The organism is Arthrobacter sp. P1_H7 (assembly GCF_056405215.1).
The window spans coordinates 1-23922 of record NZ_JBFUCO010000012.1 but is presented as its reverse complement, the minus strand read 5'-3'; the positions used below and the strand labels follow the sequence as shown (position 1 = coordinate 23922).

Genomic DNA, 23922 nt, shown 5'->3' with positions numbered 1-23922 from the left:
CCTTCAAGGTGAGGGCTCCCTCCTTGCTGTCAGACCCGTGCCGGGTCCAGGCTATACAGCCGGATATTACTTGTCGTGCTGGGGCAGCTCGACGGACGGCTGGGCGGGAACGGCCGGCACGGCCGGAGTTGCCGGAACGCCGTTGGCGCCGGGAACCGCGGGGACGGCTGGGGTTGCCGGAACTGCGGCGTTCACGTTGGCGTTGGCGTGCGCCTCGCCGGCAGCACCCTTGACACTGGCGCCGCCCTTGACGGTGGCACCCTCCTTTGAGTCCACGGAGCCTTCGGTGCCATCAACCTCGGCGTCGGCGTCGGTGTGGCCCTTGGCGGAGCCGTCGGTGGACTGAGTGGCCGGAACGGCGGGGACGGCGGGCTTCGCCGGGAGCGTCGGAGTGGCCGGGACAGCCGGGACAGCCGGCTTGGCGGGCGTAGCGTGCTTCACTTCAGTCTGCTGGGTGCTGGAAACCTGGGCCGCGTTGGCCAGTCCGATGCCGGAGAAACCTCCGACTGCCAGGATGGCGGCGCCGACAGCAATCTTGGTGGTCTTGCTAACACTCTTCATAACAGCAGTACATCCTTTGTTTTTTTGGTGGAAGGCGGGCTGAGGCCTCATAGGGGCAGTCGACAGCCCGCTCTCGCCATGGAAGGCTGGCCGGCGCCCGATGGGGACAGGCGCCGGCAAGCGCTTACGGTAAAGGGCCGACCGGAGACCAGATGGGGGGAAGGCGCCGGTCGGCGCTTACGGTGGAAGGCCAGCCGGTGTCTGGTGGGGGGTCCGAACTCCGGCGGCGCTTACAAAGAGGTAATCGCTGGGCGGGCCCGAAAGGTTACGCACCGATCGGAATTTTCTTGATTTCTTTTTTAGCCGGCGCTGGCGGGGCTTAACGACGACCGCGGGCCCCGCCAGGGAACCCGCCGCCGTCGTGCGCCGTGTCAGGACCGGAAGAGCCCACTGTAGGCGTTGAGGGCGATCTGGCCGCCGAGGTGGGCGTAGAGGACATTGCTGCCGGCCGGAATCTCCCGGCTTTTCACGAGGTCGATCAGCCCGGCGAGGGACTTTCCTTCGTAGACGGGGTCGGTGATCATGGCCTCGAGCGAGGCGCCCAGGCGGATGGCCTCCAGGGTGGACTCGACGGGAATTCCATAACGGTCCCCGGCCCAACCCTCCATGACGTTGATTTCGTCGTCGCGGAGTTCCCGGCCCAGGCCGATCAGCTCGGCGGTGTTCCGGGCGATGCGTTCAACCTGGCCGCGGGTCTTCGCCAGCGTCGCGGAAGCATCGATGCCGATCACGCGGCGCGGCTTGTCCTGGCCGGCGAAACCCGCGATCATCCCGGCGTGGGTGGAGCCGGTGACGGTGCAGACGATGATCGTGTCGAAGAAGATGCCGAGCTCGCGCTCCTGCTCTTCCACCTCGTAGGCCCAGTTGGCGAAGCCCAGCCCGCCCAGCCTGTGGTCGGACGCGCCCGCCGGGATCGCGTACGGCTTGCCACCGGCGGCCTCAACCTCTTCGATCGCGGTCTCCCAGCTGCTGCGAATGCCGATGTCGAAGCCCGCACTGTCCAGCCGGACGTCGGCGCCCATGATGCGCGAGAGCAGGATGTTGCCTACCCGGTCGGACAGCGGATCCGGCCAGTCGACCCAGTTTTCCTGAACCAGGCGGGCTTTGAGGCCAAGTTTCGCGGCCACCGCCGCGACCTGGCGGGTGTGGTTGGACTGGTAGCCGCCAATCGAGACGAGGGTGTCCGCACCCTGCGCCAAGGCATCCGGGACGAAGTATTCAAGCTTGCGCGTCTTGTTCCCGCCAAACGCGAGGCCGCTGTTGACGTCCTCCCGTTTCGCCCAGATTTGCGCCCCGCACAGGTGCGCGCTGAGCCGCGGCAGCGGGTGGATGGGGCTCGGTCCAAACATCAGGGGGTAGCGCTCAAAATCGGTGATGGCCATCGTCGGTCCTTCGCTCGCGGTGGGAAACGGCTGGGTGAGCAACAAATATGCAATATATTGCATTGTCGGATACCTGCCCCGGGAGGGCAAGGGCAATATACGATATGTTGCATGCCCGTTCCCTCGATCTCCGGAGTCCACAAGCGGCCGCTGCTGCGGGACAACGTCTTTGAATCGATCCGGAACGCGATCGTCGACGGCACCTTCGAGCCCGGCGAACGGCTGAAAGACACAGAACTGGAAGCCTGGCTGGGCGTGAGCCGGACACCCATCCGGGAGGCGCTGCTGCGGCTGGAACGCGCCGGACTGATCGTTGCACTGCCGGGCAAGGCGACCATCGTCGCCCCCTGCGACCAGGCCTCGACCCTGAGCACGCAGCAGGTGGTGGCAGGACTGCACGAACTGGCCGCCCGCCTGGCCGTCCCGCTCCTGTCGGCGGAGCACCTCTCCGCCATGGCCGAGGCCAATGCGCGCTTCGAACAGGCCCTGCAGGCCGCGGAGGTCGAGTCGGCGCTGCAGGCCGATGACGATTTCCACGCCGTCTTTGTCACGGTCAGCGGCAACCCGGTGCTCCAGAAACTCCTGGAACAAACCACCCCCGTCCTGCGCCGGGTGGAGCGGATGCGCTTCGGTTCCTTTGCCGCCCGGGAATCGGTGGCGCAGCACGCCGAAATCATCCGGCTCGCCCGCCTTGGCGACGCCGAGGCCGCCGCCAGGGCATGCCGGGAGAACTGGCTCTCGCTGCAGTTCACGCCCGCGGAAGACCCCGCTGAGACCCGGCCTTAACTGCGACGGCGGCGGGCCGCCCTTGCCAGGGTGACCCGCCGCCGTCGTACGCCGGTTGGCGACACGTTCAGCTACTGAAGCGTCAGTCGTTGATGAGGTCGTTGACCACGATTGTCTGGTCGCGGTCCGGGCCGACGCCGATCGCGGAGAACCGCGTGCCGGAGAGCTTTTCGAGGGCCAGGACGTAGTTCCGGGCGTTTTCCGGCAGGTCCTCCAGGGTGCGGGCGCCGGTGATGTCCTCAGTCCAGCCTTCGAAGTATTCGAAGATCGGCTTGGCGTGGTGGAACTCGGTCTGGGTCATGGGCATTTCGTCGTGCCGCACGCCGTCGACGTCGTAGGCCACGCAGACCGGGATCTGCTCGATGCCGGTCAGCACGTCCAGCTTGGTGACGAAGTAGTCCGTGAAGCCGTTGACCCGGGAGGCGTGCCGCGCCAGCACGGCGTCGTACCAGCCGCAGCGGCGGGGACGGCCGGTGTTGACGCCGAACTCGCCGCCGGTCTTCTGCAGGTACATGCCCATCTCATCGAACAGTTCCGTCGGGAACGGACCTGCGCCCACGCGCGTGGTGTAGGCCTTGATGATGCCGATGGAACGCGAGATCCGGGTGGGGCCGATGCCGGAGCCCACGGAGGCGCCGCCCGCGGTCGGGTTCGAGGACGTCACGAAGGGGTAGGTGCCGTGGTCTACGTCCAGGAAGGTGGCCTGGCCGCCCTCCATGAGGACCACCTTGCCCTCGTCCAGGGCGGTGTTCAGGACGTAGGTGCTGTCGATCACCAGTGGGCGGAGGCGCTCGGCGAAGGACAGGAAGTACTCCACGATCTCGTCCACCTCGATGTCGCGGCGGTTGTAGACCTTGACCAGGAGCTCGTTCTTTTGGCGCAGCGACCCCTCTACCTTCTGGCGCAGGATCGAGGCGTCAAAGACGTCCTGGACGCGGATGCCGAGGCGGGCCACCTTGTCCATGTAGGCCGGGCCGATGCCGCGGCCGGTGGTGCCGATGGCGCGGCTGCCGAGGAACCGCTCGGTGACCTTGTCCAGGACCTGGTGGTAGGGCGCCACGAGGTGCGCGTTGGCGGAGACGCGCAGCTTGGAGGTGTCCGCGCCGCGGGCCTCCAGTCCGTCGATCTCCTGGAACAGGGCTTCCAGGTTCACCACGCAGCCGTTGCCGATGATCGGAATAGCGTTCGGGCTCAGGATGCCGGCCGGAAGGAGCTTGAGCTCATACTTCTCACCGCCTACGACGACGGTGTGCCCGGCGTTGTTGCCGCCGTTGGGCTTGACGACATAGTCAACGCGGCCGCCAAGCAGGTCAGTGGCCTTACCTTTGCCTTCGTCGCCCCATTGGGCTCCGACGATCACGATTGCTGGCATGGGATCCTCCCCCATTCGTTCGGGCCGAGCTGCGTTTAATGACCAGGCGGTCACGGCAGCTCAGCGCCGTTCATGAGAATGCCCCGAATCTATCGCTGTGTTCGTATCCAACGCCAGAGTTCCGGGGCTCTTACGACCCAAGTTTAGCCGAAATCGGTGGCTGGCATCGCTTTGGGTCCTTGCTTGGACGCGCCGCCTGGCCGGTGGTGAACGCCAGGGCGGCTTCCGCGAGGGCGGGCCACGCGTCCCGACACATAGCGGGCACCTCTTGCGGGACCGCGCGGTGTGGAATTGAGTGGGAGTGAGAATCCCGAACGGCTGAAAGGAAACCGCGCCATGTCCAGGACCACCGACCACATCCGTGTGACCCATGCTGGCTCGTTGCCCCGCACGCCGGAGCTGATCGCCGCGAACGAGGCCAAGGAAACTGACGGCATCACGCCCGAATTCCTGGACCTGCTCGAAACCTCGGTGGTGGACGTCGTCCAGCACCAGAAGGACCTGGGCATCGACATCCCCAATGACGGCGAGTACGGGCACACGATGTCCAGCTCCGTGGACTACGGCGCCTGGTGGAATTACTCCTTTTCAAGGCTCGGCGGCCTGGAACCGACCGACGTGGACCGCTGGGCCGACGCCAGGGTGCACCGCTCCTCTCCCGGCCACATCGTCCTGACGTCCTTCCCCGACCGGCGGGACCGGCAGAAGTTTGAGGACGCCTACGACGACCCTTCCTCCGGGATCCTGGCCCACCGCAGGGCCGTCACGCAGCCGAAGATCGCCGGGCCGCTGACGTACACGGGCCAGGAGCTCGTGGCCTCGGACGTTGCCAACCTCAAGACCGGCCTGGCCGCGGCCGGGCTCGCCGAGGGGTTCATCGCCTCCCTCTCCCCCGGTTCGTGCGCCCGGGTGGCCAACGAGTACTACGGCAGCGACGAGGAACTCCTCTACGCCTGCGCCGACGCGATGCGCGAGGAATACAAGGCCATCATCGACGCCGGCCTGACGGTCCAGCTCGACGACCCCTCCCTGGCCGAGAGCTGGGACCAGATCAACCCCGAGCCGAGCCTGGCGGACTACCTGAAGTTCATCCAGCTCCGGGTCGAAGCAACGAACTGGGCGCTGCGCGGCCTTCCCCAGGAGCAGATCCGGCTGCATGTTTGCTGGGGTTCCTGGCACGGCCCGCACACCACGGACATCCCCTTCGCGGACATCGTCGACTCAGTCCTGCAGATCAATGCCGGCGGTTACTCCTTCGAGGCGGCCAACGTCCGGCACGAGCACGAATGGCGCGTCTGGGAGGATGCGAAGCTTCCCGAGGGGAAGGTCATCATCCCCGGCGTCGTCTCCCATGCCACCAACGTCGTGGAGCATCCGGACCTCGTGGCCGACCGTATCGTGCGCTTCGCCGAGCTCGTGGGACGTGAAAACGTGATTGCGTCCACCGATTGCGGGCTGGGCGGCAGGGTGCATCCCCAAATCGCGTACGCCAAGCTGGAAGCCCTCGGCGAAGGGGCACGCCGCGCCACCAAGCGGCTCTGGTAGCAGCGCGGGGGCGGCAGGGTCCAGTCCGGCGCTGCATTTCGCGGGGCTTGATAGACTGATAAGGATCGACCAGGAATCGGTCCACACCACATTTTCAAACCACACCATTGCTCCGCGTGCCCGTATTCGGCGTGCCTGCATCCGGTGTGGCAGCTTTGCCAATCCCGCAGGAGACCCAGCAACATATGACAGCCCTGGCCACCGAAAATTTCCGCGAAGAGCTTCTGAGCCGCCGGTACGAACCTAACGTCGCCCCCGTCAACGAGCTCCTTGACGTCCTCCAGGCAACCAAAGCTGGCACCGCTGTCCCCTACGTGGACCCCATGCACGACGTCGACGAGTGCCGGATTATCAGCCTGTACTCCAACATCGGCACCGCGGACGCGTCAGGCTTCATCACTGCCGGCGACGACGAGGCCGCCACCCGCATGCTGGGCATCCAGTGGAAGCTGGGCCTGCGCCCCGAATTCGTCATGCCGTGGAACGTCCACCCGTGGCACGTCCCCGGCGAGCCGAACGGCAAGTTCACGCCGGACCAGATTTCGGCGGGCCTGAAGCCGTTGCTGAAGTTCCTGGCCCTCGTGCCCCGCGCCTCAGTGATCGTGGCCCACGGCACCGAGGCCAACCGCCTGGCCAACCTGCTGCTCAAGACCGAAGTGCCCATGATCTGGCGCCGCGGCCTGAAGACCTACAAGGTCCGCTCGCTCAGCGGCCGGGCGTTCGCCGGCACCCCGGCCCGGCAGGAAGAGTACCTGGCGGAGATGCACACCGCGTACGCCGATGCCATGGCCCGCACGGGCCTGGCCAAAGTGAGCTAGTCCCCACCCGCACCCTGAACATTTAAACGACGGCGGGCTTCCACCTCAAGGTGGGAGCCCGCCGTCGCCGCTTAAACCCCAACGCGGGGTCACTTACGGCCCATCCACCGGGGTGGAATGGGCCGTAAGTGACCCCGCGTTGGGGTTGATTGCCCGCCTCAGCCTTCGGCTTCGATGGCCGCCTTCGCGCCGGGATCGGAATCCTTCAGGAACTTTTCAATCCGCTCCGGCTCCTCGGCCTCGCCGATCGCCGCGGACGCGCGGCCAAGCGAGTAGAGGGAGCGCAGGAAGCCGCGGTTGGGTTCGTGCTCCCACGGGATCGGCCCGACGCCGCGCCAGCCGTTGCGGCGCAGCGAATCTAGGCCGCGGTGGTAGCCGACCCGCGAGTACGCGTAGGAATCGATGGTGCGGCCCTCGTTCCAGGCCTCCTCGGCGAGGATGGCCCACAGGAGCGAGGACGTGGGGTTCTTTGCCACGAGGTCCACGGCTTCCTGGCCGAGCGCGAGATGCTGGTAGATCTCGCTCTCGGCAGGCAGGAGCGTGGGTTCGGGACCCATCAGGTTTTTGCGGAACTCGTCGGACATGGCTAGAAGGTCTTGCCGGTGGAGCCCAGCTGCTGGGCGGCCTCGACCACGCGGGCGGCCAGGCCGGCCTCGGCCGAAGCGCCCCAGACGCGGGGATCGTAGAGCTTCTTGTTGCCGACCTCGCCGTCGACCTTCAGCACGCCGTCGTAGTTGCGGAGCATGTGGTCCACCACCGGGCGGGTGTAGGCATACTGGGTGTCGGTGTCGATGTTCATCTTGATGACGCCGTAGGAGACGGCGTCCGCGATTTCCTTGTCCGAGGAGCCGGAGCCGCCGTGGAACACGAGGTCGAACGGGTTGGCCTTGCCGATCTTGGCGCCGACCTGCTCCTGGATGTCCTTGAGGATCTCCGGGCGGAGCTTGACGCCGCCGGGCTTGTAGACGCCGTGCACGTTGCCGAAGGTCAGCGCCGTGATGTAGCGGCCGTTTTCGCCGGAACCGAGCGCGTCGATGGTGGCCAGGGCGTCCTCGACCGTGGTGTAGAGCTTGTCGTTGATGGCGTTCTCGACGCCGTCTTCCTCGCCGCCCACGGTGCCGATCTCGACTTCGAGGATCATCTTGGCGGCCGCGGTGCGCTCGAGCAGTTCACGGGCGATCCGCAGGTTTTCCTGCAGGGTCTCGGCGGAACCGTCCCACATGTGCGAGTTGAAGAGGGGGTTGCGGCCGGCCTTGACCTCGGCTTCGGAGGCGGCGAGCAGCGGGAGCACGAAGCCGTCCAGCTTGTCCTTGGGGCAGTGGTCCGTGTGCAGGGCGATGTTCACGCCGTAGTTCTTCGCGACCTCGCGGGCGAACGCGGCAAAGCCGAGGGAACCGGCAACCATGTCCTTGGTGGCGGCGCCGGACCAGTAGGCCGCACCGCCGGTGGAGACCTGGACGATGCCGTCGGACTCGGCCTCGGCGAAGCCGCGGAGGGCTGCGTTCAGGGTCTGGGAGGACGTGACGTTGACCGCCGGGAAGGCGAAGCCGCCCGTCTTTGCGCGGTCGATCATCTCGGAGTAGATCTCTGGGGTTGCAATGGGCATGCTGACTCCTAATGTGAATTTCGTCTACGGGCTGGTGATCCTGGAGGGAACCTCGTCGGCTAGGAACCATCCTAGCCATTCCTGCGCCGGGGCCGTGTCTCCGGTCACGTGGGCCCTGTAACACTCGCGGGCCGCCCTGTCCGGGGTCCCTGGTTCCGTCGAGTTGGCATTTCACGGCAGTGTCGCGTGAAATCATTGCCGTGAAATGTCACCTCGCGCGCCAGCCCCGACTCTCGAGGGCGGCACGAACCTTGCGCACGACGGCGGGACGGTCGCCAACAAGGTCGTCTTTGGACACCCGCACCTCAACCCAGCCATATTCGCGTGTCAATGATTCGCGGCGAATGTCCCTCAGATACTGCTCAGAGCTGGCGTGGCCGGCTCCGTCGTACTGGATAGAGACACGCCACTGAACGTATGCCGCATCCGGCCACAGCACCGGGGCTCCGTGCACTCCCCACAGCACATGGTTCAGTTCCGGTTCGGGCAGTCCGGCACGGACCAAGGCCAAGCGCATCGTGGTTTCGGGCTGGGAGTCGGCGCCGACCCTGATGAGCTCTAGGGCCGCTCGCGCCGCACGGACTCCCCTTGCCCCGGGGTGGTCCGCAACTATGGCGCGCAACTCCGCCACAGTGCACAGTGGTTCGCGCAGCGCCGGGAACTCAGGACCGTGGAAGCACACCAGGGAGTCGCCCGCCACGACCAGTTCATCGACGCCGGCCATGGACGCCAGATCGAGCCAGGTCCGGGCAGGCGAGGTGAGCCTGACGCCGTCGTACTCCACGAGCTCGCCGGGAAGGAGCGTCATCAGGTGTCCCACGACATTGACCCGGCGGGGCATGCTGAATCCAGAACGACGGCCAAGGTGGACACGCCAGTCATCCTCCAGCCGCCAGCTGAGGGCAGCGCCCCAGACCCGGGCGGCGGAAACGTGGGTCAGTGCCGAAGAGTCGTCCAGTTCCGTGTACGCCCGCAACGCCGCGGCACCCTTGGCGCCGGAGTCCAAAGGCACACGGATGCCCCGGGAAACGGTGGCAAGGTCCTTGGCCTCCGTGCGCGTCCTGCTGACGCCAGATTTGTCGGACATGCGCAGTGAGAACGAACCGGCCGTCAGGTGTTCGGGGAGCGGAGCCCTGTGCATGCCCAGATTCTGCCCGATGGGAGTCCGCCGCGGACGGTTATCCACAGGCTGGCCTCCGGTCGCGGCAACGAGATTGCACTTCGCGGCGATGCCGAGGGCCGTCACCGCCGCGAAGTGCCATTTCGGCGGGAGTTAGACGTGTTGGCCGAACACGTGGCGGCGGATCCAGGCGTGCATCGCGATCGCGGCGGCGGAGGCTGCGTTGATGGAGCGGGTGGAGCCGAACTGTTCGATCGACAAGGTGTCCAGCGCAGCTTCGTGGACTTCAGGGGTCAGGCCCGGGCCTTCCTGGCCGAAGACCAGGACGCAGTCCCTGGGCAGTTCGTAGGTCTCCAGCGGCACGGAGTCCGGGAAGATGTCGATCCCGATGATCGCCAGCCCCTCCCCCTGCGCCCAGGCCACGAAGTCCTCAACGGTGGGGTGGTGGCGGACGTGCTGGTAGCGGTCGGTGACCATGGCTCCGCGGCGGTTCCACCGGCGTCGTCCGATGATGTGGACTTCCTTGGCGAGGAACGCGTTGGCGGTCCGTACCACGGTGCCGATGTTGAGGTCGTGCTGCCAGTTCTCGATCGCTATGTGGAAGTTGTGCCGCTTGGAGTCGAGGTCGGCCACGATCGCCTCGTGCTTCCAGTAGCGGTATTTGTCCACCACGTTGCGCCGGTCGCCGTCCGCCAGCAGGTCCGGGTCCCAGTGCTCGCCTTGGGGAACTTCGCCATCCCAGGGTCCGACGCCGACCTCCGCCTTCGGTTCCGGCCCTTCCTCTGCTGCGGGAAGGGAAGGGGCGGGGATCTCGGGTTCAGTCACGCCTCAACATTAGACTGGGTGACAGGAAGCGGCACACTTAGGCGGAGGACAGCATGGCAGATCAGCGCGAAGAGCAGGGTACCGATTCAGACGAAGGCCGTTCATACGCCTCGATGTACCGCAGCGGCCAGGAAATCGAGTGCTGGCTCACGGACATGGACGGCGTTTTGGTCCACGAGAACCAGCCCATCCCGGGCGCATCGGAGCTGATCCAGCGCTGGGTGGACACCTCCAAGCGGTTCCTCGTGCTGACCAACAACTCGATATTCACGCCCCGGGACCTCGCGGCCCGGCTGAGTTCTTCCGGACTGGAAATCCCGGAGGAGAACATCTGGACCTCGGCACTGGCCACGGCCCAGTTCCTCAAGGACCAGGTCCGCGGCTCAGAATCGGGGAACCGCGCCTACACGATCGGCGAAGCAGGACTCACGACGGCGCTCCACGAGGCCGGCTTCATCCTCACCGACCAGAACCCCGACTTCGTGGTGCTCGGCGAGACCCGCACCTATTCGTTTGAAGCCATCACCATGGCCATCCGCCTGATCCTCGCCGGCGCGCGTTTCATCGCCACCAACCCGGACGCCACCGGGCCCTCGAAGGACGGCCCCATGCCTGCCACCGGGGCCATCGCGGCCCTCATCACCAAGGCCACGGGCCGGGAACCGTACATTGTGGGCAAGCCCAACCCGATGATGTTCCGGTCGGCGATGAACCAGATCGACGCGCACTCGGAAACCACGGCCATGATCGGCGACCGCATGGACACCGACATCATTGCCGGCATGGAGGCGGGCCTGCACACGGTGCTGGTGCTCAGCGGCATCACGCACCGGGACGACATCGCCGCGTATCCGTTCCGGCCGAACCAGATCCTGAATTCCGTGGCGGACCTCAAAAACCAGATCTGAGCAACACCCCAGCACGCAATACCTCAGAACGCGGTCTTCTTCCCGCCGCCTCCCGGCAGCGGGAAGAGGCCGTCCTGGAGTTTTTCGATGATGGGCCGGTAGATGAACGGGCTCCAGCCCGGGCTCGCGTGCTCCGGCCTCGCCCCGTCGGTGCGCAGGTCATCCGAGGCCATGTTGGCTTTGAAGGACAGTGACCAGGTGTCCCGGGCGGTCTCGTAATCCACCGTCTTGTCCCGGGGGTTGCCGATGAACGCCATCTTCGTTTCGCCCAGCTTCCCGATGAAACGGCTGGCCTCAAAGTGGTAGATGTAGGCGGATTCTGACTGGATCAGCACGCTGGATGGCGCGATCGGGGACAGCTGCTCCAGGGTCTGGTCCACCACCTGGCCCCAACTGCGCTCATTCTTGTGCAGCATCCGCTCGCCGAGCTCGTAGCCGCCGCGCAGCACTGTGGGGAAACGGAACCCGCTTTCGTAGAGCAGCACCACGCCCTCGAACCAGCTCTGGTCCAGCACGTCGTGCCGGTTCGACGGGCTGGAGTCGAGGAGGATGAACGCCACTTCGACGCCGTGCAGTTCGCGCAGCCGGGCCGCCACCTGGGTTGCCACCATGCCGCCGAAGCTATGGCCGTAGAAGTAGAGGGTGGTGAGATTGTGGGCCCGGACGTGCTCGATCATGGCGATGACCACCTCGTCGATGTCCAGGCCTTCGTTGGAATACCCGACGGCGGCGAGCTGGCCCCTCTTGTTCAGGGATCCGCGCAGGGCGTTCAGGATCCACAGGGCTTCTTCCCAGCTCGTTTTGTAGCCGGGGAACAGGATCCAGCTGGCGTGGGCGTAATACCGTTCGGCAACGTCATCAGGTACTTCGAGGATCCGGCTGGCACGCCGCTCGGCCTGCACGCGCTGTGTGAACAGCATGTCCGCCGCCAGCAGCGACGCGGACCCGGCGCCGATCAGGAACGATCGCCGGGAAACCCGCTTAAGCTCGACGGCGCGGCGGAGCATGCGGGCCTCGGACGCACCGGGGCCTCGCGGATGGTTCGGATCCATCTCGGCCGGCACATCTCTACCGTATCCACGGTTCGGCGGGGATGAGAAACCGGACCATACAGCGGTCCCTCGGGTCAGCCTGGAAGCCCCGTTGGAGCGCGGCTGGAAGGCAGCTGGAGCGCAGTTGGCGCCGTTGCCGGCTACGCGGGTTCGGGCTCGCGGCCAACCTCGCGTCGGCTGATTTCCATGCCGATCTCGTCATAGGTCGCCAGGAGTTCCGAGCGGGCCATGTCAGCGGGATCATCGAGAAGGCCGAACACCGAGTCGCTCGCGGCGAAGAGTTCGTCGTCGGAGAACCGGGTCAGCTTCCGGGTGCCTGAGGGATCGATCGAGGCCATGAACTCCCCGGCCATGTCCAGTGTGGGCAATCCGGCGGAATCGTCGCGGTGCGCGGTCAGTTCCAGGGATACGCCGCCCGGGGCCGGCATGCCGGCGACCTCCGAGCCGGGCGTCCCGCCGTCGATCGCATTGAGGTCGTTGCGCAGGCCGGCCAGCGCCGATGATTCCACAAATGCGGCCAGACCGAGGTCGACGCGGATGTGCGAGATGATCCCCATGCGGCGAACGCGCTGGATAATTTGCATCAGGGCGGGGCGGGAGGCTTGCGTGAGGCTCCCCCGGACACTAATCCGGACGACGTCGGAGACGACATCGAGTTTGACGTGGGCTTGCAGTGTTTGGTCCATAGGTACTCCAAATAAGGATGTCTATGGCCGACGGCTCAACCTCATTCAGCGTATCCGCGCTTGTGGTCGCACACAAGTCATAGGCCGCTGCCGGTTCAGCCAGCCTGTCGCCGGTTCGGCTCTTCGTAGTGCGTCCGGGTAGCCGTTCCGCCGACGGATTGCACCAGTGAGGCGGCGATGTCGCGGAGTTTGACGTTGCCGTTGCTGGAGGCATCGGTGAGGATCCGGACCGCGGTTTCCTGGTCGCAGCGGTTCTGCGCCATGACGATCCCGATCGCCATGTCGATCACGGTCCGGGATTCGAGCGTGGCGCGCAGGTTCGTGGCACTGTCCGTGTGCAGGGAGAAGCGCACGGCCATGCGCAGCGCTTGGGAGATCTGGCGAGTGTAGTCGCGGGCCCGCGCGGCAACGTCGCCGTCGAATTTGTGCGGCACGTCCGAGTACAGGTTCAGCGCAGCTTGGGCTTCGCCCTGCAGGTGGAATGGCACGGAGAGGACCGAACGCAGTCCGTGCGAGGCCACGGCGTTGGCGTAATCGGGACCCCACCGGTCTTCCTCAAAAAGGTCAGGGACGTAGACCTCGCGCTCCTCCTGCGCGGCGGTCAGGCACGGCCCCTGGGCCAGCCGGTACTGGATCTCATCCACTTCCTTGGCGGAGTCGCTGCTCCAGCCGATGGTGGCCGCCTTCCGATCGCGAAGCAGGGTGATGCCGCACAGCGCGTCGTCGCCTTTGCCGGCCACCTGGTGCGCCGAGAACCTTGCAAGCTCGTTGAGGAACTCCTCGAAGTCCGTGCTGTCGAGGATGAGGTTCTGGACCTGATCGACGGTGTTGATGGATGCCGAACTCGGGTATTCCTGGGGCGGGAGCATAGCGCGTTTCTCCAACTACGGGTACGAGGGTACCGATGGGGGTATTGAAAAAATAATAGGTCACCCCCTTAGCGCCGTCCACACGTTTCCGCCGCCGGTGAAACGCCTAGTTCAGGCCCAGTTCGTCCTTGCCGAAGGCGAAGAGATACGGAACACCGGCTTCGGCCTCGATCTTTTCCTTGGCCCCGGTGTCGCGGTCCACGATCACGGCGACGGCCACCACGTTGCCGCCGGCCTTGCGGACGCCTTCGACGGCGGTCAACGCGGACCCGCCGGTGGTTGACGTGTCCTCCAGGACCAGGACCTTGCGGCCCTCGACCGAGGGGCCTTCCACCTGGCGGCCCATGCCGTAGGACTTCTGCGCCTTGCGGACCACGAAAGCGTCCACCGGGCGGCCGGCGTCGACGGCGGCATGCATGACGGCGGTGCCCACCGGGTCCGCCCCCATGGTGAGTCCCCCGGCGCACTCGAAATCGATCCCGGCGTCCTCCATCAGGGAGAGCATGACCTGTCCGACGAGTTTGGACGCCTCGTGGTGCAGGGTGATGCGGCGCAGGTCGATGTAGTAGTCGGCCTCGGCGCCGCTGGAGAGGATGACCTTGCCGCGGACTACGGCCAGTTCCTTGATCAGTTCCAGGAGTCGGGCACGGGCAGCGGCAGCGTCGGCTGCGAAGTCACGGGTGGCAGTCATGGCTCCCAGTTTAGTGGCTGGTCCGCCGCGGATTCCCAGCCGGATCCGTGTATGTCGGTCCCGGGACCTTTTGCTCTGGGCGGCGCCGGCAGACGGGAGTCCGATGGAACCATGACGGCAGGAACCGAACCCTCCATCCGCTGGCCTGCGATCAACAAGGACATCGGCAGATTCCGGGTGCGGCCGAACCTGGTGGACTATGACGCGACGTGCGCGGCCTTCACCTGGGATGAGGGCCGGCGGGCCCTGTCCGGACTCCCCGGAGGCCGTGGACTGAACATCGCCTACGAGGCGGTGGACCGGCACGCGGCCGGCAGCGGCGCCGGCCGCGAGGCGTTGCGGTTTGTCCGGGCCGATGGCAGCACCCATTCCCTGGGCTACGCCGAACTCGCCGAACAGACCAACCGCTTCGCCGGGGTCCTGCGCAGTCTCGGCGTCGGCCGCGGGGAACGCGTCTTCTCCCTCACCGGCCGCGGCCCCGCCCTGTACGTCGCGGTGCTTGGCACGTTCAAGAACGCGAGCGTGTTCTGCCCGCTGTTCTCCGCGTTCGGTCCCGAGCCGGTGCGGCAGCGCCTCATGCTGGGCTCCGGCCGGGCGCTGGTCACCACGCGGGCGCTGTACCGCAAGAAGATCGCCCAGCTGCGCGGGCAGCTCCCGGAGTTGCGCCACGTCCTGCTCATCGACGCCGACGGCGATCCCGAGCCCGGAACTCTGGACCTGGCCGCCCTCATGCGCCAAGCCCCGCCGGACGGGGAGATCGCGGCCACCCAGCCGGAGGACATGGCCCTGCTGCACTTCACGTCCGGCACCACCGGCACTCCCAAGGGCGCGGTACACGTGCACGACGTCGTGACCGCCCACCACGCGACCGGCACCTTCGCCCTGGACCTGCACCCCGGAGACGTCTACTGGTGCACGGCCGACCCGGGCTGGGTCACGGGCACCTCGTACGGCGTGATCGCACCCCTGAGCCACGGCGTGACGGCCATCGTGGACGAGGAGGAAATGGACGCCGACCGGTGGTACCGGATCCTCGACGAACAGCGGGTCACCGTCTGGTACACGGCACCGACGGCCTTGCGCATGCTCATGAAGGCCGGGGCCGACCGCGCCGCAGGCCACGACCTGTCCGCCCTGCGCTTCGTCGCCAGCGTCGGCGAGCCGCTCAACCCGGAGGTGGTGGTGTGGGGGCAAGAGGCTTTCGGCCAGCCGGTGCACGACAACTGGTGGCAGACCGAAACCGGCGGCATCATGATTTCGAACTACGCCGCCACCGAGATCCGGCCCGGTTCCATGGGCCGGCCGCTCCCCGGCGTCGAGGCGGCCCTCGTGGCCCGGGAGGCGGACGGCACGCCGGTCATCCGCGACGGCGAAGCGGTGCTGGTCACGGCGCCGGACACGATGGGTGAACTGGCTCTCCGGCCCGGCTGGCCCTCCATGTTCCGCGGCTATCTGCACGAGGAGGAGCGCTACCGCCGCTGCTTCGCGGGCGGCTGGTACCTGACCGGTGACCTCGCCAAACGCGACGCCGACGGCTATTACTGGTTTGTCGGCCGGGGCGACGACGTCATCAAGTCCTCGGGGCACCTGATCGGGCCGTTCGAAGTGGAGAGTTCCCTCATGGAGCACCCGGCCGTGGCCGAGGCCGGCGTGATCGGGGTTCCGGACCCGGTGGCCGGCGAGGTGGTCAAGGCCTTCGTCGAGCTCCGCACCGGTTGGGAACCGTCCGGGGAACTGGCGCTGGAGATCATCGGCTTCGCCCGCAAGCGGCTGGGCCCCGCCGTCGCGCCGCGGCTGCTCGACTTCACGACCGCGCTGCCCAAGACCCGCAGCGGAAAGATCCTCCGGCGCCTGCTCAAGGCCCGCGAGCTCGGCCTGCCCGAGGGTGACACCTCCACCATCGAGACGCCCCCGGCCCCACCAAACCCAAGCCCGCCCCACATCGAACAGACCAGCACAGGGCAGGCCAGCCCAGAACGGGCCAGTACAGGCCGGGCCAGCACAGAGCAGGCGCCGAAATGACCGGCCCGGCAGGCGCGCGCGGAGGCACTGTGGACGCGGCCCACGGCCGGCACCTGCTGCTGCAGATGGTGCGCGTCCGCCAGCTCGAAGAGAAATGCGTCGAGCTGTACAGTGCGGCCAAGATCCGCGGCTTCCTGCACGTCTACATTGGCGAGGAGGCCGTTGCCGCCGGCGTACTGGCGTCGTTGGGACCGGAGGACGCCGTGGTCGCGACGTACCGGGAGCATGGGCATGCGCTGTTGCGCGGCGTATCGGCTGGGGCGATCCTCGCCGAAATGTACGGCTACGTTGAAGGGTGCTGCCGCGGCCGGGGCGGGTCGATGCACCTGTTCGATGCCGCCACCCGCTTCTTCGGCGGCAACGCGATCGTCGCCGGGGGCCTGCCGCTCGCCGTCGGCCTGGCACTGGCCGACAAGATGGCGGGGCGCTCCAATGTCACGGTGTGCTTCTTCGGCGAAGGCGCGGTGGCCGAAGGCGCATTCCACGAGAGCCTGAATCTGGCGGCCCTGTGGCAGCTGCCCGTGCTGTTCTGCTGCGAGAACAACCTCTATGCCATGGGTACTGCGCTGGCCCGTTCCGAATCGCAGACGGACATCGCCCTCAAGGCTGCCGGGTACGAGATCGCCGCGTGGGCCGTGGACGGCATGGACGTCCTGGCCGTCGAGGAGGGTGCACGCCGCGCGGTGGACGCCGTCCGCTCCGGCGGCGGACCGCACTTCCTGGAGCTGCGGACATACCGTTTCCGGGCCCACTCGATGTTCGATCCCGAACGCTACCGGACGAAGGATGAGGTGGCGCGGTGGATGGAACGGGACCCGATCACGCTGCTGCGGACCGCGCTGGAGTCCGCGGGCCACCTCTCACCCGCCGAGTGGGAGCAGCTGCAGGCGGACGCGCAGGCGGAGATCGCGGCCGCCGTCGAGTTCGCCGAGGCCGGCACCCCGGAACCGGTGGAGGAACTGACCCGCTTTGTCTATAGCGAGCGCGGGACCGGAGACGGCACGGGCACGCCATGAAATCCAGCTACCGTGAAGCGCTCCGGGCGGGCATCCGCGACGCTTTGATCCGCGACGAACGCGTGTTCCTGATGGGCGAGGACGTAGGCGCCTACGGAGGCTCGTTCGCGGTCAGCCTGGGCCTGCTGGAGGAGTTCGGCCCGGGCCGGATCCGCGATACCCCGCTGTCGGAATCGGGATTTGTCGGCGCCGGGATCGGGGCCGCGCTTGGCGGCATGCGCCCGATCGTGGAAATCATGACCGTCAATTTCAGCCTCCTGGCCCTGGACCAGATAGTGAACAACGCCGCCACCTTGCTGCACATGTCCGGCGGGCAGTTCCACGTACCGCTCGTGATCCGGATGACCACGGGGGCGGGCCGCCAGCTCGGCGCCCAGCACTCGCACAGCCTCGAGGGCTGGTATGCGCATATCCCGGGCCTGCGGATCCTCGCCCCGGCTACCCTCGAAGACGCCCGCGGCATGCTGTGGACGGCCCTCCAGGACCCGGATCCCGTGCTGATCTTCGAGCACGGCTCGCTGTACAACGTCCCCGGCGAACTGGCCAACGACGCCGGCCCGGTGGACATCGTCACGGCCGCCATCCGGCGCCCCGGCAACGACATCTCGCTGATCACTTACGGCGGGACCCTTCCCGTCGTGCTCGACGCCGCAGAGCAGCTCGCGGCGGAGGGGATCGACGCCGAGGTACTGGACCTGCGCACGCTCCGGCCGCTCGATGACGCCGCCATCCTGGCTTCCGTGGCCCGGACGCACCGGGCCGTCGTGGTCGATGAAGGCTGGCGCAGCGGCAGCCTGTCGGCCGAGGTAAGCGCACGGATCACCGAGCAGGCGTTTTTCGACCTCGATGCGCCGGTGGGCCGGGTCTGCAGCGCCGAGGTGCCAATCCCCTATGCCAAGCACCTCGAGCTGGCTGCGCTGCCTTCCGCGGCAAGGGTCGTGGCCGCGGCCAAGACGGCGGTGGACGCCGGTGGGTGACTTCCTCATGCCCTCGCTCGGGGCGGACATGCAGCACGGCAAGCTGGTCGAATGGCTCGTCAAGCCCGGCGATTACGTGCGCCGCGGCGACCTCGTGGCGGTCGTGGACACGGACAAGACCGTCATGGACGTGGAGTCCTTCCAGGAGGGCGTCGTGGCAGACCTTTTGGTGGGCATCGGTGAAACCGTTCCGGTGGGAACCCCGCTGGCACGGATCACCCAGACCCCTGCGGAGGTCGGGTCTCCGGCGCACGAGGCGCCCACACCGCGGGTGCCCACGAAGGCCCACGCGGTCAAACCGCAACATCCGGAAGCGCCCGGCCCGGCACTGGGCCCCCCGATCGCGCCACCGGTGCGGCACCTGGCGCACCGGCTGGGCGTGGACACCGGCAAGATCCAGGGCACCGGCAAAGACGGCGCCATCACCCGGGCGGACGTGGAACACGCAATGGCGGCCCGGGCCGGTGGCACAAGCAGGGTGCGTTCCTCACCGCGGGCCCGGCGGCTCGCGGCGGAGCTCGGGATCGGGCTTTCCACCGTGACCGGCACCGGTCCGGACGGTGCCGTGACAGTGGCCGACGTGCAGGGCGCTGCAGCCAAAGTTCCAACGCCGGGTCCCCCGGAAGCCGGTCCCCCGGAGCCCGGTCCGGTCGCATCCGCACCGGAAGCGCCGGCTAAGGGGAGGGCGGCGGCAGAGGAGGCCCGCGAGCGGGTGGCCAGCCTGCGCCGTGCCATCGGCGCCCTGATGACGCGCTCAAAGCAGACCATCCCGCACTACTACCTCAGCACCACGCTGGACCTGCGGGCCGCCGTCGCATGGATGCAGTCCGTCAACGCGCACCGGCCCGTGGCCGCCCGGCTGGTCCCATCGGCGCTCCTGCTCAAGGCCGCGGCGCTCGCGGCAAGGGATGTGCCCGAGGTCAACGGCTTCTATGACGACGGCGGGTTCCGGCCCAGCGCGGCGGTGCACCTGGGCGTCGCGGTAGCCCTGCGCCGGGGCGGCCTGGTGGCCCCGGCGATCCACGACGCCGAGACCCTGCCCCTGGACGTACTGATGGAGCAGCTGCGGGATCTCGTCAGCCGGGCCCGGGCGGGGCGACTGCAGCGCGCCGAGATGGCCGACCCGACGCTGACCGTGACCAACCTCGGAGATCTCGGCGTGGACAGTGTCTACGGCGTAATCTACCCGCCCCAGGTGGCCATGGTGGGCTTCGGCCGGGTGATGGAACAGCCCTGGGCCCTGGACGGGCTCCTCGGGGTCCGGCATGCCGCCATCGCCACGCTCTCCGCGGACCACCGGGTCAGCGACGGCCTGCGCGGTGCCCGCTACCTCGCCCGGATCAACGAGCTGTTACAGGAACCTGAGCACCTGTGACACCCAAAGCCAGGAAACCGGAGGAACCATGAACGAACAGGACGCCCGGGCGGCGGTGCACGCCGCGATCGGCGCGGTGGCCCCCGACGTCGAACTCGACGACGTCGACGAGGACGCCCGGCTGCGTCAGGACCTGGAACTCGATTCGCTTGACTTCCTGCGGCTCGTGGAAACGATCGACACGGCCACCGGCGTGGACATTCCGGAACGCGACTACCCCGCGGTGGCCACCATCAAGGGCCTGATCGGCTACCTCACGAAGCACGGCTAATCGCATCGATTGCTCCGTAAGCGCCCTTTTGGAGGCTCTAAAGGGCGCTTACGGAGCAATCGACKGGGCGCCGGCCGGCGGGGAAAGCAGGGCTAGGGCTGCGGCTGGGGTTCGGCGCGCCGCGCGAAGGCCGGTGCGTGCTCGGGGCGCGGACCAAAGGCGATGAAGCGGGGAATGATCTTCCGGAACGCCGGAACATGCCGGGCAAAAAACAATGCCGCGGCCGGAGCCTTTGACCGCTTCCCAGTCATGATCGGGCCGAAGACTGCACGCTGCATGAGCCGTTGAACGGTCTGCACAATCACGGTGGGCAGCCGGCGCCGTCGTTCGACTTTCTCCAGGTCTGCCGTGGTCACCCGGCCCCGGAGCAGTGCGGGGGCAAGGTACTCGGCGGCAGCGGCCGCGTCCTGGATGGCGAGGTTGATTCCGACGCCGCCGGCCGGGGACATCGCGTGCGCGGCGTCCCCGATGAACAGCAGCCCGTTGATGTGCCACGAGTGCAGCCGATTCAGGCGCACGTCCAGCCAGTGGAGGTCATCGAGGGACGCGATGGCGTCAACCCGGTCCGCAAGGTCCGGGCGGAGTGCCGCGACCCGCCGTCGGAAGCCCTCGACGCCTTCTGCGCGGATCCGGGCGTCGGCGCCCTTGGCGGCGAGGTAGCCCATTTGGTAGTAGTCGTTGCGGAACAGGGCCAGCAGCGCCTCGCCGGGGCCGAACGCCGGCACGAGCCCGGCCACCTCACCCGTTTCGGAGGGATAACGGGGCAGCCTGAACCACCATGTGTCGAAGGGCACCGGGAACTCCTTTGGCGCCAGCCCGGCCGCGGTGCGCAGCACGGAATGGCGGCCGTCCGTGGCGACCACAAGGTCCGCCAGGAGTTCGTCCTGCGTGCCGTCGGCGGTCCGGAAGCGGACTCCGCGGACACGGCCTCCGTTGCGGACCAGGCCCGTGGCGGTGTGGCTCATGAGCAGCGTGAACCCCGGCTCCTGGGCCGCGGCGTCGGCGAGGAAGCTCAGGAAATCCCATTGCGGCATCATGGCGATGTAGTTGTACGGCGGCGGCAGGGCGTCAAAGTCGCCCATGGTCACGGCTGCCCCGCCCGGGACCGGGAAAACGACATTCTTCAGGCGGCTCTGCGGCAGCCGGCGGAACTCCTGGCCGAGTCCGAGTTCGTCAATGAGCCGGATGGTGGACGGGTGCACGGTGTCGCCGCGGAAGTCGCGCAGAAAATCGGCGTGCTTCTCCAACACCGTCACCCGCACCCCGGCCCGTGCCAGGAGCAAGCCCAGCATCATCCCTGCAGGTCCACCGCCCACCACCGCGCATCCGGTCTTCTCCATGGCCCCACGCTACGCCTGCGCGGGGTGCCGCGGGAGGGGGTTTTCGCGCCGGTTTCGGGCGTTCGCGGCGCAAAATACCCTGCGCTACGGGAATCCTCCTAGCGCAGGGTAATTTGCGCCGCGTCAGGTCAGGAACGCAGCGTGGTTTAGAGCCGGGTGTCGAAGGAGTCGCAGAAGACGTTCTCGTTGAACGTGCCCTGGAACTCCGACTTGCCCTGGATCTTCTCGATGGCGGCCCGGATGGCTGCCGGCGTGCCCGCGTGGGCGTGGATGGCGGTCTTGACCATCGGCACGTCAATGAGGTGGTTCGGCTGGTTGAGCGAGACGAACACCGTGGGGACCTCGGTGGTGTACCAGGGGATCTCGGCGGCCATCGGCGTGGACCACTTGATCCGGATCGCTGCCTCCTGCGCGAAGCCCTTCACATTGGCAAACACGAACGCGGCGTCATACTTGTCGGCGTAGTCCCCGGTGGCTTCCTCGGAGATGACGGACATGAAGTTCACGCCTTCCTCCCCTGCCGCCTTGCGCTGCGCCGCCGTCTTGAAGAGGTGCACCTCAAAACCGGCCCGCTCCAGTTCCCCGGCCACCACATCGAGGTAGGCCAGAGGATCCGCCATGGTGAAGTCCGCGCCGCCGGAAATGCCGTACAGCCGGATCCGCTTGTGCGTCTGCGGGGTGATGGGCAGGTTCTGGGCAGTGTCCTTCACCAGGGTGACGGTCTTGTCCGCAACCTCGGCGGCGATGGCCAAATGCGCCTCGCTGCCGATCCGTGCCAGAGCCTCCGCCGGCGGAACCAGCGCCTCCCGGGACTTCAGGTGCAGTCCGAGCGAAGCCTTGAGGGCCAGGATCCGGCGCAGGGCATCATGCAGCCGCGCCTCGGTGATGACACCGGACTTGTAGCCGTCCAGCATGTACCCGAAGTCCTCGGCCGGGTTCCGGAAGAACAGGAACATGTCGCACCCGGCCGCAATGGTGGCCGGGACCAGCTCGCTGCGCTTCATGGCCTGGGTGAGGCCGATCATCTGGGAGGCATCGGTGAGGATCAACCCGTTGAAGCCGAGCTCGCCGCGCAACAGGTCCTGGAGGAGTTCCGGCGCCAGAGTCGCGGGCAGGATGTCCTCGGCCGCGAGTCCCGGACGGAAATGCCGTGACAGGTCCGGCGCACCGATGTGCCCGACCATGATGGACTGCACGCCGTGCCCGATCATCTCCCGGTACACGTGCCCGTAGGTCTCGTTCCACTGCTCGTAGCCGAACGTGTTGTAGGACGTGACCACGTGCTGGTCGCGCTCGTCCAGGCCGTCACCGGGGAAGTGCTTCATGGCGCACACGGTGGGCGATTCGCTGATGCCGTCGAAGTACTCCTTGGCCCGTTCCACCACGATTTCCGGGGTGTTGCCGAAGGCCCGGGTGGAGATGACGGTGTTGCGCCAGTTGTAGTGGATGTCCACGATCGGCGCGAAGGCCCAGTTGCAGCCCAGCGCGGCTGTCTCCACGCCGGCAACGCGCCCCATCTGGCGGGCGATGCCCTTGTCCGGGTGCGAGCCGGCCTGCAGGTGGGTCGAGACGAACGTCCCGTCGTCGCAACTGCCGGCGCCGCCCATTTCGGGGTTCGACGCAATCAGCAGCGGCACCCGTGTCTTGGACTGCGCGTAGCGGATGTGTTCCTGCACCTCGGCCGACGGCCCCGGCCGGTACCGCATGCCGCCCACGTGATACTGCTCCAGGACACCGTCGAGGTATTCCGGGGAGTAGTCGTTGTTGTGGTTGATGAACAGCTGCCCGATCTTTTCCTCGTCCGACATGGAGCCGATGGTGGACTCCACCCACGCAATCGCGGCATCGTCGAGGTTGAACGGCGCGGCCTTCAGGTCCACCAGGAACCGGGCGGCCCCGTCCTGCAGCCCGTCAAGGGCCGCGACAGTGTCGTCAACGATCTGGTTCACTGACGTGGCGATATCCACTACAACACTCGCTTCGTCGGTTTGGAGTTCTTCCAGGGTTTCCAGCTGCGAATCCAGCAGCGAGAGCGGCATGAAGTGCCCCGGACGCGCGGCCATGCGGCTGCTGAGCAGTTCCCGGGTCCCGTGCAGGTGCACGAACACCACGGAGGAGTCCCCGCTGCGGATGATGTCGCGGTAGGACCGCTTGAGCGCGCTGCACGCGATGACCAGGCCAGAGTCCGACGCCGCGAAGCGCCTGCCGATCTCGGCCAGCCAGGGTGCCCGGTCGTCGTCGTCCAGCGGGGTACCCGAGGCCATCTTGTCGATGTTCGACTGCGGGTGCAGCGAGTCGCCGTCGACGAATTCCGCGCCGAGACGGTCGGCGATGGCCGCGCCCACGGTGCTTTTGCCGCAGCTGGTCACGCCCATCACCACGATGTGGGCGGGACCGGCGGGCTTCGGATCACCAGTCATGGACGGTGCCGTCGACGAGGCGGTTGTAGGGCAGGTAGGCCTGCTGGTAGGGGAACGCGGCGGCGGCTTCTTCGTTGAATTCGACGCCGATGCCGGGTTTGTCGCCCGGGTGCAGGTAGCCGTCCACGAACGTCATGGATTGTTCGAAGACCTCGTTGGTCGCATCCGAGTGCTGCATGTATTCCTGGATGCCGTAGTTGTGGATCGCCAGGCCCACGTGCAGCTGCGCGGCGAACCCGACCGGCGAGATGTCGGTGGGGCCGTGGAAGCCGGACTTGAT

General features: G+C 67.2%; 23 protein-coding genes. 9 read left to right on the top strand and 14 right to left on the bottom strand.

Going from position 1 to position 23922, the window contains the following annotated elements; all coding sequences use genetic code 11:
- Positions 1–66 precede the first annotated feature (66 nt).
- Complete coding sequence (locus AC1DXI_RS13415) at positions 67–561, bottom strand: hypothetical protein (RefSeq protein WP_476939049.1); 495 nt, start codon at positions 559–561, stop codon at positions 67–69.
- Between the two features lie 371 nt (positions 562–932).
- On the bottom strand, positions 933–1943 hold the full coding sequence (locus AC1DXI_RS13410; protein WP_476939048.1) for a 1-aminocyclopropane-1-carboxylate deaminase: 1011 nt from the start codon (positions 1941–1943) through the stop codon (positions 933–935).
- A 111-nt stretch (positions 1944–2054) separates the two neighbouring features.
- Here AC1DXI_RS13410 and AC1DXI_RS13405 point away from each other — a divergent pair, with 111 nt between their 5' ends.
- Positions 2055–2729 carry a GntR family transcriptional regulator gene (locus AC1DXI_RS13405; RefSeq protein WP_476939047.1) on the top strand — a complete coding sequence of 225 codons (675 nt, stop codon included), beginning with the start codon at positions 2055–2057 and terminating at the stop codon, positions 2727–2729.
- A gap of 82 nt (positions 2730–2811) precedes the next feature.
- On the opposite strand, the gene AC1DXI_RS13400 is transcribed toward AC1DXI_RS13405, so the two are convergent.
- The gene (locus AC1DXI_RS13400; RefSeq protein WP_018776133.1) at positions 2812–4101 is read right to left on the bottom strand and encodes an adenylosuccinate synthase; all 1290 of its coding nucleotides are present in this window, start codon (positions 4099–4101) and stop codon (positions 2812–2814) included.
- A 336-nt stretch (positions 4102–4437) separates the two neighbouring features.
- Between AC1DXI_RS13400 and AC1DXI_RS13395 the strand changes: the two genes are divergently transcribed.
- Positions 4438–5646 carry a cobalamin-independent methionine synthase II family protein gene (locus tag AC1DXI_RS13395; RefSeq protein WP_476939046.1) on the top strand — a complete coding sequence of 403 codons (1209 nt, stop codon included), beginning with the start codon at positions 4438–4440 and terminating at the stop codon, positions 5644–5646.
- A 185-nt stretch (positions 5647–5831) separates the two neighbouring features.
- The gene (locus AC1DXI_RS13390) at positions 5832–6464 is read left to right on the top strand and encodes a uracil-DNA glycosylase family protein (protein WP_476939045.1); all 633 of its coding nucleotides are present in this window, start codon (positions 5832–5834) and stop codon (positions 6462–6464) included.
- Between the two features lie 158 nt (positions 6465–6622).
- On the opposite strand, the gene AC1DXI_RS13385 is transcribed toward AC1DXI_RS13390, so the two are convergent.
- From AC1DXI_RS13385 to AC1DXI_RS13370, 4 genes are all read right to left on the bottom strand, one after another.
- Positions 6623–7048, bottom strand: coding sequence for a DUF3151 domain-containing protein (locus tag AC1DXI_RS13385; protein ID WP_476939044.1), 426 nt, complete (start codon positions 7046–7048; stop codon positions 6623–6625).
- Positions 7049–7050: 2 nt separating this feature from the next.
- Complete coding sequence (fbaA, locus tag AC1DXI_RS13380; protein ID WP_370117648.1) at positions 7051–8070, bottom strand: class II fructose-bisphosphate aldolase; 1020 nt, start codon at positions 8068–8070, stop codon at positions 7051–7053.
- 208 nt (positions 8071–8278) lie between these two features.
- On the bottom strand, positions 8279–9211 hold the full coding sequence (locus AC1DXI_RS13375; protein ID WP_476939043.1) for a hypothetical protein: 933 nt from the start codon (positions 9209–9211) through the stop codon (positions 8279–8281).
- A gap of 132 nt (positions 9212–9343) precedes the next feature.
- Positions 9344–10015 (bottom strand): TrmH family RNA methyltransferase, encoded by a 672-nt coding sequence (locus tag AC1DXI_RS13370; protein ID WP_476939042.1) that lies wholly within the window; start codon positions 10013–10015, stop codon positions 9344–9346.
- Between the two features lie 53 nt (positions 10016–10068).
- Between AC1DXI_RS13370 and AC1DXI_RS13365 the strand changes: the two genes are divergently transcribed.
- Positions 10069–10923, top strand: a complete 855-nt coding sequence (locus AC1DXI_RS13365; RefSeq protein WP_018776140.1) for an HAD-IIA family hydrolase — start codon at positions 10069–10071, stop codon at positions 10921–10923.
- A 23-nt stretch (positions 10924–10946) separates the two neighbouring features.
- Here the strand turns inward: AC1DXI_RS13365 and AC1DXI_RS13360 are convergent, their stop codons facing one another.
- The 4 genes from AC1DXI_RS13360 to pyrE all read right to left on the bottom strand — a co-directional run bounded on the left by AC1DXI_RS13360 (position 10947) and on the right by pyrE (position 14221).
- Positions 10947–11975, bottom strand: a complete 1029-nt coding sequence (locus AC1DXI_RS13360) for a thioesterase domain-containing protein (RefSeq protein ID WP_476939185.1) — start codon at positions 11973–11975, stop codon at positions 10947–10949.
- Positions 11976–12115: 140 nt separating this feature from the next.
- Positions 12116–12661: a hypothetical protein gene (locus tag AC1DXI_RS13355; protein ID WP_018776142.1), complete on the bottom strand. Its 546-nt coding sequence runs from the start codon at positions 12659–12661 to the stop codon at positions 12116–12118.
- Positions 12662–12756: 95 nt separating this feature from the next.
- Positions 12757–13530: a GAF and ANTAR domain-containing protein gene (locus tag AC1DXI_RS13350; RefSeq protein WP_476939041.1), complete on the bottom strand. Its 774-nt coding sequence runs from the start codon at positions 13528–13530 to the stop codon at positions 12757–12759.
- Positions 13531–13636: 106 nt separating this feature from the next.
- On the bottom strand, positions 13637–14221 hold the full coding sequence (gene pyrE, locus AC1DXI_RS13345) for an orotate phosphoribosyltransferase (protein ID WP_277528120.1): 585 nt from the start codon (positions 14219–14221) through the stop codon (positions 13637–13639).
- 111 nt (positions 14222–14332) lie between these two features.
- Between pyrE and acsA the strand changes: the two genes are divergently transcribed.
- Genes acsA through AC1DXI_RS13320 form a run of 5 tightly spaced genes read left to right on the top strand, consistent with a single transcriptional unit; the run spans position 14333 to position 19882 of the window.
- Positions 14333–16243 carry an acetate--CoA ligase gene (acsA, locus tag AC1DXI_RS13340; RefSeq protein ID WP_476939040.1) on the top strand — a complete coding sequence of 637 codons (1911 nt, stop codon included), beginning with the start codon at positions 14333–14335 and terminating at the stop codon, positions 16241–16243.
- Positions 16240–17259, top strand: coding sequence for a pyruvate dehydrogenase (acetyl-transferring) E1 component subunit alpha (gene pdhA, locus AC1DXI_RS13335; RefSeq protein WP_476939039.1), 1020 nt, complete (start codon positions 16240–16242; stop codon positions 17257–17259). The genes acsA and pdhA overlap by 4 nt, the downstream gene beginning before the upstream one ends.
- Complete coding sequence (locus AC1DXI_RS13330) at positions 17256–18236, top strand: alpha-ketoacid dehydrogenase subunit beta (RefSeq protein ID WP_476939038.1); 981 nt, start codon at positions 17256–17258, stop codon at positions 18234–18236. The genes pdhA and AC1DXI_RS13330 overlap by 4 nt, the downstream gene beginning before the upstream one ends.
- Positions 18229–19611, top strand: a complete 1383-nt coding sequence (locus AC1DXI_RS13325) for a dihydrolipoamide acetyltransferase family protein (RefSeq protein WP_476939037.1) — start codon at positions 18229–18231, stop codon at positions 19609–19611. The genes AC1DXI_RS13330 and AC1DXI_RS13325 overlap by 8 nt, the downstream gene beginning before the upstream one ends.
- 28 nt (positions 19612–19639) lie before the next feature.
- Positions 19640–19882 carry an acyl carrier protein gene (locus tag AC1DXI_RS13320; protein WP_476939036.1) on the top strand — a complete coding sequence of 81 codons (243 nt, stop codon included), beginning with the start codon at positions 19640–19642 and terminating at the stop codon, positions 19880–19882.
- 92 nt (positions 19883–19974) lie between these two features.
- Here AC1DXI_RS13320 and AC1DXI_RS13315 read toward each other — a convergent pair whose 3' ends face one another.
- The 3 genes from AC1DXI_RS13315 to AC1DXI_RS13305 form a co-directional block, all read right to left on the bottom strand.
- On the bottom strand, positions 19975–21222 hold the full coding sequence (locus AC1DXI_RS13315) for an FAD-dependent oxidoreductase (protein WP_476939035.1): 1248 nt from the start codon (positions 21220–21222) through the stop codon (positions 19975–19977).
- A gap of 146 nt (positions 21223–21368) precedes the next feature.
- Positions 21369–23642 (bottom strand): gluconokinase, GntK/IdnK-type, encoded by a 2274-nt coding sequence (locus AC1DXI_RS13310; RefSeq protein WP_476939034.1) that lies wholly within the window; start codon positions 23640–23642, stop codon positions 21369–21371.
- On the bottom strand, positions 23632–23922 hold a 291-nt coding region (locus AC1DXI_RS13305), incomplete at its 5' end, for an enolase C-terminal domain-like protein (protein WP_476939033.1). The genes AC1DXI_RS13310 and AC1DXI_RS13305, both read right to left, overlap by 11 nt.